The organism is Streptomyces sp. NPDC060028 (assembly GCF_042736725.1).
Taxonomy (GTDB): domain Bacteria; phylum Actinomycetota; class Actinomycetes; order Streptomycetales; family Streptomycetaceae; genus Streptomyces.
This window is the reverse complement of sequence record NZ_JBHWVJ010000088.1, coordinates 14,835-27,200: the sequence shown is the minus strand read 5'-3', so window position 1 is coordinate 27,200 and position 12,366 is coordinate 14,835. Positions and strand designations below refer to the sequence as shown.

The 12,366-nt window shown below is 71.9% G+C and carries 12 protein-coding genes; 4 read left to right on the top strand and 8 right to left on the bottom strand.

What is annotated here, in order from left to right:
- Positions 1-123 precede the first annotated feature (123 nt).
- From pfkB to ACFWBF_RS31040, 3 genes are all read right to left on the bottom strand, one after another.
- Entirely contained in the window at positions 124-1,116 is a 993-nt protein-coding gene (gene pfkB, locus ACFWBF_RS31050) for a 1-phosphofructokinase (protein WP_385607739.1), read from the bottom strand.
- The gene (locus ACFWBF_RS31045) at positions 1,113-1,874 is read right to left on the bottom strand and encodes a DeoR/GlpR family DNA-binding transcription regulator (protein ID WP_385607737.1); all 762 of its coding nucleotides are present in this window, start codon (positions 1,872-1,874) and stop codon (positions 1,113-1,115) included. Before ACFWBF_RS31045 ends, pfkB begins: the two co-directional genes overlap by 4 nt.
- Positions 1,875-2,007: 133 nt before the next feature.
- Positions 2,008-3,561, bottom strand: a complete 1,554-nt coding sequence (locus ACFWBF_RS31040) for an MFS transporter (protein WP_385607735.1) — start codon at positions 3,559-3,561, stop codon at positions 2,008-2,010.
- A gap of 63 nt (positions 3,562-3,624) precedes the next feature.
- Between ACFWBF_RS31040 and ACFWBF_RS31035 the strand changes: the two genes are divergently transcribed.
- Positions 3,625-4,572, top strand: a complete 948-nt coding sequence (locus ACFWBF_RS31035; RefSeq protein ID WP_385607733.1) for a helix-turn-helix transcriptional regulator — start codon at positions 3,625-3,627, stop codon at positions 4,570-4,572.
- Positions 4,573-4,639: 67 nt separating this feature from the next.
- Here the strand turns inward: ACFWBF_RS31035 and ACFWBF_RS31030 are convergent, their stop codons facing one another.
- Positions 4,640-5,617 (bottom strand): sigma-70 family RNA polymerase sigma factor, encoded by a 978-nt coding sequence (locus ACFWBF_RS31030; protein ID WP_385607731.1) that lies wholly within the window; start codon positions 5,615-5,617, stop codon positions 4,640-4,642.
- A gap of 195 nt (positions 5,618-5,812) precedes the next feature.
- Between ACFWBF_RS31030 and ACFWBF_RS31025 the strand changes: the two genes are divergently transcribed.
- Positions 5,813-5,977, top strand: coding sequence for a hypothetical protein (locus tag ACFWBF_RS31025; protein ID WP_385607729.1), 165 nt, complete (start codon positions 5,813-5,815; stop codon positions 5,975-5,977).
- 105 nt (positions 5,978-6,082) lie between these two features.
- On the opposite strand, the gene ACFWBF_RS31020 is transcribed toward ACFWBF_RS31025, so the two are convergent.
- The 3 genes from ACFWBF_RS31020 to ACFWBF_RS31010 all read right to left on the bottom strand — a co-directional run bounded on the left by ACFWBF_RS31020 (position 6,083) and on the right by ACFWBF_RS31010 (position 9,314).
- Positions 6,083-6,913 carry a dioxygenase gene (locus ACFWBF_RS31020; protein ID WP_385607727.1) on the bottom strand — a complete coding sequence of 277 codons (831 nt, stop codon included), beginning with the start codon at positions 6,911-6,913 and terminating at the stop codon, positions 6,083-6,085.
- Between the two features lie 110 nt (positions 6,914-7,023).
- Positions 7,024-8,571, bottom strand: a complete 1,548-nt coding sequence (locus ACFWBF_RS31015) for an MFS transporter (protein WP_385607726.1) — start codon at positions 8,569-8,571, stop codon at positions 7,024-7,026.
- An 83-nt stretch (positions 8,572-8,654) separates the two neighbouring features.
- A complete protein-coding gene (locus ACFWBF_RS31010) occupies positions 8,655-9,314 on the bottom strand; it encodes a TetR/AcrR family transcriptional regulator (RefSeq protein WP_385607724.1) in 660 nt (219 codons plus the stop codon).
- A 300-nt stretch (positions 9,315-9,614) separates the two neighbouring features.
- Between ACFWBF_RS31010 and ACFWBF_RS31005 the strand changes: the two genes are divergently transcribed.
- Positions 9,615-10,892: a M6 family metalloprotease domain-containing protein gene (locus tag ACFWBF_RS31005; RefSeq protein ID WP_385607722.1), complete on the top strand. Its 1,278-nt coding sequence runs from the start codon at positions 9,615-9,617 to the stop codon at positions 10,890-10,892.
- A 99-nt stretch (positions 10,893-10,991) separates the two neighbouring features.
- Complete coding sequence (locus ACFWBF_RS31000) at positions 10,992-11,480, top strand: RidA family protein (protein WP_385607721.1); 489 nt, start codon at positions 10,992-10,994, stop codon at positions 11,478-11,480.
- A gap of 6 nt (positions 11,481-11,486) precedes the next feature.
- On the opposite strand, the gene ACFWBF_RS30995 is transcribed toward ACFWBF_RS31000, so the two are convergent.
- Positions 11,487-11,942, bottom strand: a complete 456-nt coding sequence (locus ACFWBF_RS30995; RefSeq protein ID WP_385607719.1) for a hypothetical protein — start codon at positions 11,940-11,942, stop codon at positions 11,487-11,489.
- Positions 11,943-12,366 lie beyond the last annotated feature (424 nt).

Genomic DNA, 12,366 nt, shown 5'->3' with positions numbered 1-12,366 from the left:
GGGGGTGGGCCCAACCCCCGGCGCGCCGGCCGGGGGGCAAGTGGGGGGTGGGGCCGCGTGGGGGGGGGCCGGGGGGGGGGGGTTGGGCGCCCCGCGCGCGGGTCCGCTGACGCCGCCGCCGGCTCAGGCGCGACCAGTCCGGGGATGATCATCCGGCTCGTCGCCCGTTTCGGACGGACGGGGGTCCAAAGGCAGGTCCAGGGGCAGGTCCTGGGTGATGCGGACCGCGTCGGGGCGCAGGTCCGAGGGGGTCGGCATGGCGCTGCCGGGGAGCTGGACCGCGGCCGCGCCGTGGGCCAGGGCGGAGGCGAGGGCCCGGGGGCCGCTGCCTCCGGCGATCAGGAAGCCGGCCAGGGAGGCGTCGCCCGCGCCGACGTTGCTGCGGACGCGGGAGACCGGCGCGGTGCCATGGAAGGTGCCCTCCGCGCAGACCAGGAGCTGGCCGTCCGCGCCGAGGCTGGCCAGCACCGCGCCCGCGCCCAGCGAGCGCAGTTCCTCCGCCGCCTTGACCACGTCGGCCAGGGTGGGCAGCGGGCGGCCCACCGCCGCGGCGAGCTCCGAGGCGTTCGGCTTGATCACGTCCGGGCGGGCGGGGAGCCCCGCGAGCAGCGCCGGTCCCGAGGTGTCCAGGGCGATCCGGCCGCCCGCTTCGTGGGCGCGGGCCACGAGGTCGGCGTACCACTCGGGGTGCAGGCCGCGCGGGAGGCTGCCGCAGCAGGCGGTCCAGGTGGCCGGGCCGGAGCAGGTGCGTACCGTTTCGAGGAGGAGCGCCGATTCCGCCGGGGTCAGTTCGGGACCCGGTGCGTTGATCTTGGTGAGGGTGCCGTCCGGTTCGACCACGGAGATGTTCGAGCGGGTCAGGCCCGCGATCGAGACGGCGGTGACGTCCACGCCCTGTGCGTCCAGCAGTTCGGCGATCAGCGCGCCCGGGGTGCCGCCGAGCGGCAGGATCGCCGTCGTCCGCATGCCCGCGGCGGCCACCGCGCGGGAGACGTTGACGCCCTTGCCCCCGGGGTCGAGCCGGTCGCCGGTGGCGCGGAGTACCTGGCCGCGGTCCAGGGAGGGGACCTCGTACGTCCGGTCGAGGGCGGGGTTGGGGGTGACGGTGAGGATCATACGAGCGCAACTTCCGTACCGGCGGCCTCGATCGCCGCTTTGTCGTCGGGGTCGAGACCGGAGTCGGTGATCAGGAGGTCGACGCCCGCGAAGGTGCCGAAGCGGGCGAAGTGCTCCTGACCGGCCTTGGCGGAGTCGGCGAGGAGGACGACGCGGCGGCCGGCTTCCATCGCGGCCCGCTTGACGGCGGCCTCCGCGAGGTCGGGGGTGGTGAGGCCGCCCTCCGCCGAGAAGCCGTTCGTGGCGAGGAAGAGCACGTCGGCGCGGACCTCGGCGTACGCGCGCAGCGCCCACGCGTCGACCGCGGCGCGGGTGCGGTGGCGGACGCGGCCGCCGACGAGGTGGAGGTCGATGGCGGCGTGGTCGGCGAGCCGGGCGGCGACGGGCAGCGCGTGGGTGACCACCGTGAGCGCGGACTCCAGGGGGATGGCGGCCGCGAGGCGGGCGACGGTGCTGCCCGCGTCGAGGATGACGCTGCCGCCCTCGGGGAGCTCGGCCAGGGCGGCGGCCGCGATGCGGTCCTTCTCGTCGGCGGCGGTGGCCTCGCGCTCGGTGAGGTCGGGCTCGAAGCCGAGGCGGCCGGCCGGGATGGCGCCGCCGTGCACCCGGCGGACGAGCCCGGCGCGGTCGAGGGCCTTGAGGTCGCGGCGTACGGTCTCGGCGGTCACCTGGAAGCGGTCGGCGAGGGAGAGTACGTCGACCCGGCCCGCCTCGTGGGCGAGGCGGAGGATCTCTTGCTGGCGCTCCGGTGCGTACATGTGGATTCAAGTCCGTTCAATGCCCGACTCTGTGGATTCCCTCCCACGGTACGCCCAGCCAGACGAAAAACAAAGCAAACGGGCATGCCCGCCAACAGAAGCGGACATGCCCGTCAGGACACCTGTGCAGGAGCTACCCGACCGGGACCTTCTCCGCCACCGGTTCCGGCGCGTGCGCCGTGCCGCCCTCGCGCTGGTCCATCGGGACCGCCTTGCGCGGCAGCACGAACATCACCGCGAAGATCACGACCAGCACGGCCACGACCCACCACAGCGCGGTGCGGAAGGCCTCGACGTAGGGCGGCCCGAAGAGCACGTCCTTGTCGATCACCCCGAAGTAGACGACGGAGGTCAGGGCGAGGCCCAGCGCGTTGCCCATCTGGCCGGTGGTGTTGATCAGGCCGGAGGCCGATCCGGCGTGCTCGCGCGGCACCTCGGACAGCACGGTGTCGGTCAGCGGCGCGATGATCAGGCCCATGCCGAGGCCCATGAGGACCAGCGGGGCCGCCATCTGCCAGGAGGTGATCTCCATGCCGTAGTGCTCGGACTCCCAGATGTAGAGGAGCAGACCCGCGGCCATGACCAGGGCGCCGGCCTGGAGCACCTTGCGACCGAAGCGCGGTACGAGCTTTTGGACCGAGATGCCGGCGGCCGCCGAGACGGCCAGGGAGAAGGGGATGCCCGTCGCGCCGGACTTCAGGGCGCTCCAGCCGAGACCCATCTGCATGTAGAGCGTCCACACCAGGAAGAAGATGCCGGTCGCGATGCCGAAGGTCAGCTGGACGGTGACACCGCCCGCGAAGCTCTTGACCTTGAAGAGGGAGAGCTCGACCAGCGGGGAGCCGTCCTTCTTGATCTTGTACTTCTCGTAGGCGATGAAGCCCGCGAAGACGAACGGCACCGCGCCCATGCACAGGAAGCCCCACAGCGGCCAGTCGTTCTCCCGGCCGTGGGTGAGCGGGAAGATCAGCATGACCAGGCCGAGCGTGGCGAGCACGACGCCGACCAGGTCGAGGCGCAGGGCCTTGGGGGCCTTGGACTCGCTGATGAACTTGCGGCCCAGGAGCACGCCGGCGATGCCGACGGGCAGGTTGATCAGGAAGATCGGGCGCCATTCGAGACCGAGGATGTTCCACTCGGTCAGCAGCGCGCCGAGCATCGGGCCGGAGACGGCTCCGAGACCGACGATCGCGCCGAACATGCCGAAGACCTTGCCGCGCTCGTGCGGCGGGAAGGTGACGTGGATGATCGCCAGCACCTGCGGGACCATCATGGCCGCCATGCCGCCCTGCAGGATGCGGGAGGCGACGAGCACGTCCGGGTTGGGCGCGATGCCACAGAGCAGCGAGGCGGCGGTGAAACCGGAGATGCCGATGAGGAACAGGCGCTTGCGGCCGTAGATGTCACCGAGACGGCCGCCCGTGATCAGGCCGGCGGCGAACGCGAGCGCGTAGCCGGCGGTGATCCACTGAATGGCGCTGGTGGAGGCCCCGAGGTCCTCGCGCATGCGGGGTATCGCGATGTTGACGATCGTGACGTCGACCAGGTCCATGAAGGCCGCGGTCATCACGATGGCGAGCGCCAGCCAGCGGCGGCGGTCGGCGGTTGAGGTGGCTGTGTCGTTCCGCTCTTCTTGTACGGGCCCGTTCTCTCTTTCGGGCGATGTCTGGGGTGTCTCGGTGCTCATGGAGAGAAACCTAGACGGCATGTAGGTCAGTCCGTGTCCTATTTGGCTGGCAGCCTTGATTGCATGACGGATACCCCGGCCCGGCTGCTCTCCCTGCTGTCCCTCCTCCAGACCCCGCGCGAGTGGCCCGGCAGCGAGCTGGCGGACCGGCTGCGGGTGAGCGCCCGCACGATCCGGCGCGACATCGACCGGCTACGGGACCTCGGGTACCCGGTGGAGGCCACGCTGGGCGCCGACGGCGGCTACCGGCTGGTGGCCGGGGCGGCGATGCCGCCGCTGCTGCTGGACGACGAGGAGGCGGTCGCCATCGCGGTGGGGCTGCGGGCGGGCGCCGGGCACGCGATCGAGGGGGTCGAGGAGGCCTCCGTACGGGCCCTCGCGAAGCTGGAGCAGGTCCTGCCGGGGCGGCTGCGGCACCGGGTGGGCGCGCTGCAGTCGGCCACGGTCGCGCTGACCCGCGGGGACGGGCCGACCGTGGACCCGCGGACGCTGACGGTCATGGCCTCGGCGGTGGCGGGGCCGGAGCGGCTGCGGTTCGCGTACCGGGCGCGGGACGGGGTGGAGTCACGGCGGCTGGTGGAGCCGTACCGGCTGGTGAGCGCGGGGAGCCGGTGGTACCTCGTCGCGTACGACCTGGAGCGCGAGGACTGGCGGACGTTCCGGGTGGACCGGGTGGCGGAGGCCTTCGCGACGGGCGCCCGGTTCGTGGCGCGGGAGCTGCCGGTCGACGCGGTGACGTTCGTACGGCGGGGGCTGCGGGGCGGTGACCGGTACCCGGTGGACGTCTCCTTCGCGGCGGCCCTGGCAGAGCTGCCGGGGTGGCTGCGCGAGGAGGCGGTGGCCGAGCCCGGGGGCGGCGCGCGGGCCCGCTTCGACACCGGCGAGGCGCCGGAGTGGCTGGCGGCGCGGCTGGCCCTGACGGGACTGCCGTTCACCGTGCACGGGCCGGACTTCCTGGCGGCCGCCGCGCGTGCGCTGGCCGCGCGCCTCACGTCGGCCGCGGCGCCGTAGGGCCGGGGCAAGGGGGAGCCCCGGCACCTGGGGGGGGATAGGTACCGGGGCTCGTCTGGGGGGCGCGTCAGGCCACGGCGTCGAAGCCCGTGTCGCGCGCCATCTTCTTCAGTTCCAGCAGCGCGTGCTTCTCGATCTGGCGGATCCGCTCACGGGTCAGGCCGTGCTGCTTGCCGACCTCCGTCAGCGTCCGCTCGCGCCCGTCCTCGATCCCGTACCGCATCTTGATGATCGACGCCGTGCGCTGGTCCAGCTTGCCCAGGAGGTCCTCCAGCTCCTCGCTGCGCAGCAGCGAGAGCACGGACTGCTCCGGGGAGATCGCCGAGGTGTCCTCCAGCAGGTCGCCGAACTGCGTCTCGCCCTCGTCGTCCACGGCCATGTTCAGGCTGACCGGGTCGCGCGCCCAGTCCAGTACGTCGCCCACGCGCTTCTCCGTCGAGTCCAGCTCGGCGGCGATCTCGGCGTGCTCCGGGTCCCGGCCGTTCTCCCGGTTGAACTCGCGCTGTATCCGGCGGATCCGGCCGAGCTCCTCCACCAGGTGGACGGGGAGGCGAATGGTGCGGGACTGGTCGGCGATGGAGCGGGTGATGGCCTGGCGGATCCACCACGTGGCGTACGTGGAGAACTTGAAGCCCTTGGCGTAGTCGAACTTCTCGACCGCGCGGACCAGGCCGGCATTGCCCTCCTGGATGAGGTCGAGGAGGGGCAGACCGCTGCGCGGGTAGCGGCGGGCGACGGCGACGACCAAGCGGAGGTTGGAGCGGATGAAGACCTCCTTGGCGCGCTCGCCCTCGGCGGCCAGCGCCTCCAGCTCCTCGCGCGCGGGCGTCTTCCCCTTGCGCTCTATCGCCCCGTCGAGGATCTGCTGGGCGTACACGCCCGCCTCGATGATCTGCGAGAGCTCCACTTCCTTGGCGGCATCGAGCAGCGGGGTGCGCGCGATCTCGTCCAGGTACATCCCGACCAGGTCGCGGTCTGCGATCTCCCCGCCCACGGCGCGGGCACTGCCCGAGGACTGACGACGGGCGACGGCGCGGGTTGCCATGCGTGCTCCCTTGCGATGAGTTCGGTCGCGGTGCGGCTGCCGGACACGCCTCCTGCTCGGCCGACGCGTCCCCGGACACTCTCCCGAGTGCCCGCTTCCGAAGGAAACAACGACTGGAATCGGGACAGAATTCCCACAGTGCTCCCTCTTTTTCGAGATCTTGCAGTATCCTGCCCGGCCCTTAGGGGAGGAAGAATGCTGCCAGACCCGGGAGACGTGCAGGTCAGGCCCGGAATGAAGGGCGGCCGGGAGGCCTTCACGGACCCCTACGCCCACGACGTCCGTGAGACCGCCGTCACCTTCGACACGGTCGCCGTCACCCCGGAACAGCACCGCCCGTGGCTGCGCTCCCCACCCTGAAGACGGCCCCCGTCGACCGTTGGTTGCCTGCGGAACCCCGGACCACCCGGCCGGGCTAGTGCTGTGACCGGAAAGGTTCGCCGCGTCGCGGCGCCCGGCACGGCACTAGCCGAACTGGAGGGAGCGCTTCGAGAGGCCCATCCAGAAGCCGTCCACCGTGTCGCGGCGGGCGGAGAGGTCACCGGAGGCCTCCGCCGCGCCCAGGGTCACGAACAGCGGGGCGAAGTGTTCCGTGCGGGGGTGGGCCAGGCGGCCCGACGGGGATTTGGCCTCGAAGTCGAGCAGGGAGTCCAGGTCACCGGACGCCAGTGCCTCGTGGCCCCACGCGTCGAATTCGGCGGACCAGGACGGGACGCCCGGGCCGGTGTGGCGCAGCGCTGCCAGGTTGTGCGTGAAGAAGCCGCTGCCCACGATCAGTACGCCCTCGTCGCGCAGCGGGGCCAGCCTGCGGCCGATGTCCATCAGGCGGCGCGGGTCCAGCGTCGGCATGGAGATCTGCAGGACCGGTATGTCGGCGCCGGGGAACATCTCCACGAGCGGGACGTACGCGCCGTGGTCCAGGCCCCGGTCGGGGATGTCCTGGACGGGAGTGCCGGGAGCCTTCAGGAGCGCTCGCACCGAGGCGGCCAGCCCCGGGGCGCCCGGGGCGTCGTACCGCACCCGGTAGTAGTGCTCGGGGAAGCCCCAGAAGTCGTAGACCAGCGGGACCCGCTCGGTGGCGCCGAGGGCGAGCGGGGCCTCTTCCCAGTGGGCGGAGACCATCAGGATCGCCCGCGGGCGGGGCAGGGCGGCGGACCAGGCGGCCAGTTCGCCGGGCCAGAGCGGGTCGTCGGCCAGGGGCGGGGCGCCGTGGCTGAGGTAGAGGGCCGGCATGCGGGTCCCGGTGCGGAGCCGGTCGGCCGTCTCGGTGGGTTCGGTCGTCACGGGGCGCTCCATTCGTGGGTGCGGGGCCGGGATACAAAAAGACTAACCCCGCGTCGTTCAAATTTGAACGACGCGGGGTCATCAGTCATTCCCGGTACCCGGAGCCCGCCCGGTCGGGCCGATCAGTGGGCGACCACCGGAATCCTGAACTCGGCCTCCGCGCCCTCACCGTCGCCGGAGGCGACCGGACCGCCGGCGCCCGGACGGCCCGTGGTGATCAGCGTCAGCGCGATGACCGAGCTGGCGGCCAGGATGCCGACCGCCCACCAGATGGCGGAGGCGTAGCCCTCGACCATGGCCTGGGCCTGGATCAGCTTCGCGCCCGGACCGCCCGCAGCGGCAGCGGCAGCGTGGTCGGTGAGGTACGCGGTGGTCGCCGAGGCGGCGATCGTGTTCAGCAGCGCGGTGCCGATGGCGCCGCCGACCTGCTGCGAGGTGTTGACCATCGCGGAGGCGACACCGGCGTCGGCCGGGTTCACCCCGTGGGTGGCCAGGGACATGGCGGGCATGAAGGCCGTGCCCATGCCGAGGCCCAGCAGCAGCTGCGCCGGCAGGATCAGCGCCGGGTACGAGGACCCGACCTCGAGCTGGGTCAGCAGCAGCATGCCGGTGGCGGCGAGCAGGAAGCCCGGGCCCATCAGCAGGCGCGGCGCGACCCGCGTCATCAGGCGGGCGCCGATCTGGGTGGAGCCCGTGATCATGCCCGCGATCATCGGGAGGAAGGCGAAGCCGGTCTTGACGGGCGAGAAGCCCTTCACGACCTGGAGGTAGTAGGTGAGGAAGAGGAACAGGCCGAACATCGAGATGACGGCCAGGCCGAGCGAGAGGTAGACACCGCCGCGGTTGCGCTCCAGCAGGACGCGCAGCGGCAGCAGCGGGGACTTGACCTTGGACTCGACGAGCACGAAGGCCGCCAGCAGCGCCGCGGAGGCGACGAACATGCCCACGGTCGTGGCGTCCGACCAGCCCGCGGACTCGGCGCGGGTGAAGCCGTAGACCAGCGCGACCAGGCCGAGGGTGGAGAGGACCACGCCGGGGATGTCGAGCGGGGCGCGGTTGCGGCCGCCGGCCGGCTCACGGATGACCAGCCAGGCACCCGCGGCCGCGACGATCGCGAACGGGATGTTGACGAAGAAGGTCCAGCGCCAGTTCAGGTACTCGGTGAGGAAACCGCCGAGGATCAGGCCCACGGCGCCACCGCCACCGGCGATCGCACCGTAGATGCCGAAGGCCTTGGCCCGCTCCTTGGCGTCGGTGAACATGACGGCCAGCAGCGACAGGGCGGCCGGCGCGAGCAGTGCGCCGAAGGCGCCCTGGAGGGCGCGGGCGCCCAGCATCATCGTCTCGCTGGTGGCGGCGCCGCCCAGCGCGGAGGCCAGGGCGAAGCCGGCCAGGCCGGTGACGAAGGCGTTCTTGCGGCCCCACTTGTCGGCGATGCGGCCGCCGAAGAGGAGCAGTCCGCCGAAGGCCAGCGCGTACGCGGTGATGACCCACTGCCGGTTGCCGTCGGAGATGCCGAGGTCGGTCTGGGCGGAGGGCAGGGCGATGTTCACGATGGTGGCGTCGAGGACGACCATCAGCTGGGCCAGGGCTATGAAGACGAGGGCCTTCCAGCGACTGGGATCAGCGGAAGTCAGCGTCAGCGGCGGATTCGCGGCTGTTTTTGACATGGGGGTACCCACTCCATGGTGCGAAATGACTGAAAAGATGCTTAAAGGGCTTCTGTGACGCTCATCGGGCGCGACCCGGGCCGTCACATGGTTTTCCGCCTCAGGTCCTCCAGGGTGGCCGGGGAACCCGGCAGCTCGGAGCGGGCCGGAGCCCGCAACCCGTCGAGGAGCAGCTGGAGATGGCGGTGGACGAAGGGGTCCACCTCGAAGCAGCCGGTGCCCGGCAGGGGCCGCGCGAGCTGAGCCATGGCGATCACCAGGTCACCGGCGCCGATGTCCGTGCGGATCAGCCCCGAGGTCTGGCCCGCCGCCAGCAGCTCCTCGGTGGCCTCGTCCAACTCGGCTCGTACGGCGTCCAGTTCGGGGTGGTCGTGGTCGAAGCGGCCTTCGAGCATGGGGCACAGGGCGCCGATCCGCTCGTCCGCCGCCGCGTGCGCGAACCGGCACAGTGCGGCGAAGGCGTCCGGCTCCTCCCGCAGCGCGTCCCGCGCGTGGGTGGTGACCCGGTCCATCACGAACAGCACCACGTGGTGGACGAGGGCGGCCCGGTCGGGGAAGTGTCGGTAGAGCGTGGCATTGCCGACGCCGGCCCGGCGGGCGATTTCGTCGAGGGGGGCGGTGGCACCGAACTCCACGAACACCTCGCGCGCCGCACCCAGGATGCGCTCCCGGTTGCGGACAGCGTCGGCGCGCGGACGCGGCACCTTGGCCTCCGCCGCGGCGATCGTGGTGGGGCGCTTCATTCCGGGGCCTCCCTGGCACTGGGACTCGTACGGCTCTTCGAGATGTGCGGACTGCTTTTCGAGAATTGCGGCGGCTCCAAGCGGGGAGCCGGTCCCCGGTTCAAGCGGGACTCAAGTTCAAACGGGGATCGCGTCCCCGGTTATTTCACTCTCTGGTGTGACCTGGGTCACATCATCGGATGCCCGTTCCATCCCGTTTGGCCGCTCCCGGCGCGCGGGCGCGCCGCAGCCGTCGGAGGGTGATCGCACAGAGCGCAGACCGGGCCCGGCCGGCTGCCGCGGACCCGAAGGCCGGTCTCCATGCCGCAGACGCGCCACCGGATACGCACATCACGCCGCACCAGCGTCTACATCGCCCTCACCGCGCTGGCCCTCGGCGTCACGGCGACGGCGAGCGCGGGGATGTCCACCGGTACCCGCTCGGCGGCCGGCCCAGTCGCCGCCACCGCCGAATCGGCGCTCGCACCCTGCCGCATCGCCGGCACGATGGGCGTACAGATGTCCGAGGGGCTGCCGACCCCACCCGGGTACGCGCGCTCGACCGGCGAGGTCCGCGCACTGAACCTGATGATCGACTTCCCCGACGCCAAAGGGGAGGGTGCGGCCACCGACCGGCTGGCGGAGTTCTTCCCGCAGACCTCCGACTGGTTCCGCACCAGCTCCTACGGCCGGCTCCGCTACCGCGCCGAAGCCCCGATAAGGAACTGGCTGCGGATGCCGATGCCGTTCGCGGCGTACGGGATCGAGCGCGGCTCCCCGTACGAGCCCGGCTACCGGCAGCTCGTCGAGCACATGGTGAAGGCCGCCGACAGCGAGGTCGATTTCTCCCGGTACGACCTGGTCAACATCCTGCTCACACCGAACGCCGGACCCTCGGCGCTCGACACCGTGCTCTCGGTGACCTTCTCCGGCAACAGCGAGGCGCCCATGGCGGACGGGGTGCCGCTCGCCAACACGTCCTTCGTCTACAGCCGGCAGGACGACGGCTCGGGCTCCTACCGGGAGACCGGCTACCGGGTGCTCCCGCACGAGAACGGGCACGTCTTCGGCCTGCCCGACCTGTACACCGCCGACGGCGGGGGCTCGGTGGGCCACTGGGACATCATGAGCGAGGACTGGGGCGCCAACAACGACCTGCTGGGCTGGCACAAGTGGAAGCTGGGCTGGCTCGACGCCTCCCAGATCAGCTGCGCCGGTAAATCCGGCGTCAGCGACCACGTCCTGTCCCCGCTGGCGGTCGCGGGCGGCACCAAGCTGGCCTTCGTCCCGCTGTCGGAGAGCGCCGGCTACGCGGTGGAGGTGCGCACCCGGGCCGGGAACGACGAAGCCGTCTGCAAACCGGGCGTGCTCATCTACAAGGTGGACTCCGACGTGGACACCGGGCGCGGCCCCGTCATCGTCTCCGACAGTGCGAACGCGAGCGGCGGCTGCACCCGGCGGCCCAACGTGCACGCGGAGCTCTCGGACGCGCCGTTCCGGCCGGGCGAGACCTTCACCGACGAGAAGGCGGGCATCGGCATCTCGGTCGTCGGCGAGTTGCGCAACGGGAGCTACCAGGTACGCGTCACGCGGCCGTGAGGCGTGAGGCGTGTGGCGTGTGGCGTGTGGCGTGAGGCGTGAGGCAGTACCGCAGCAGTGGCAGTGGCAGTGGCAGCAGACGGAAACAGGAGACCCGCGATGACCGCGACGCCCAGCACCCCCGAAGAGCGCCTCGCCGCGGCCGGGCTGAAACTCCCGCCGACCCCCGCGCCCGTCGCCGTGTACGTGCCCGCCGTACTCAACGGGCACCACGTCTACACCTCCGGCCAGCTCCCGATGGTGGACGGCGCCCTCCCGCTGACCGGCAAGGTCGGCGCCGAGGTCACGCCGGAGCAGGCCAAGGAGCTGGCGCAGCAGTGCGCGCTGAACGCGCTGGCCGCCATCACCTCGGTCACCGGGGACCTGTCCGCCGTCAAGCGGGTGGTCAAGGTCGTCGGCTTCGTCGCCAGCGCCCCCCATTTCACCGGCCAGCCGGGTGTCCTCAACGGCGCCAGCGAGCTGCTGGGCACCGCCTTCGGCGACGCGGGCAGCCACGCGCGCAGCGCCGTGGGCGTGGCGGTGCTGCCGCTGGACGCCCCGGTCGAGGTGGAGGTCACCGTGGAGCTGCACGCGCCGATGGGCGCATAGCGGGCTCTAAGTGCCCTGCGGAGGCCTGCTGCTGAAGGTCACGGTGGAGTCGCGGCCTTGGAAGACCTGCGCGTTGAAGGTGCCGCCGCTGATCGTGTTGGTGGTGTTCTGGACGGAGACCGCCCTGGCCGCGCGCCAGTCCGGGTTCACGTCGTCGAGCAGTTCGGTCAGTTCGCGTACGGCCGCCGGGTCGTGCTCCAGCGCGGTCCGCAGCCGGTCGCGCCAGCCTTCCTCGACCCGGGCCGCGGCGGCCTCGTCGCCGTCGGCGCGGGCGACGAGCAGCTCGGCGCGGGAGGCGCGGAGCTGGAGCTCGGCCTGCGCCGCGGCCCCGTCCGGATCCGCCGCCGGGTCCGGCCGGCCGAGGAGGCGGGCGAAGCGTCCGCTCGCGTAGGTCCAGGCGTCCGAGGCCATGAGGCCGACGATCGTCGTCGCACCCGCCGTCACCAGTGCCGCAACATCCATGCGGGCCACGCTAGCCGTAGGGTGGCCGCGGCGGGCACGGATCGGGAAAGCGGTGGTGTGTGTGCGGACGGAGCGGGCGCTGCCGGCCCGGAGGTGGCTCACGGTGCCGGCCGAGCGCACGGTCCTGGGCGTCATCCACAACGTCACCTCCGCCACGCGACTGCTCGACGTGCTCGCCGTCTTCGAGGGGGATCCGCGGGTCCGGGTGGTGTTCACGTGCACCGGGTCGTCGGTCTTCGAGGACGGCATCCCCGAATTCGTCTCCGCGCACGGACTGTTCTTCCTGCCCTGGCAGAGCGCTCTGCAGGAGGAATTCGACCTCGCGGTGAGCACCAGCCGCGGCGGAAATCTGGAGGACATTTCCGCACCGCTCATTGGCACCTCACACGGCGCCGGATACAATAAAAAACTCAGCGGGAATCCG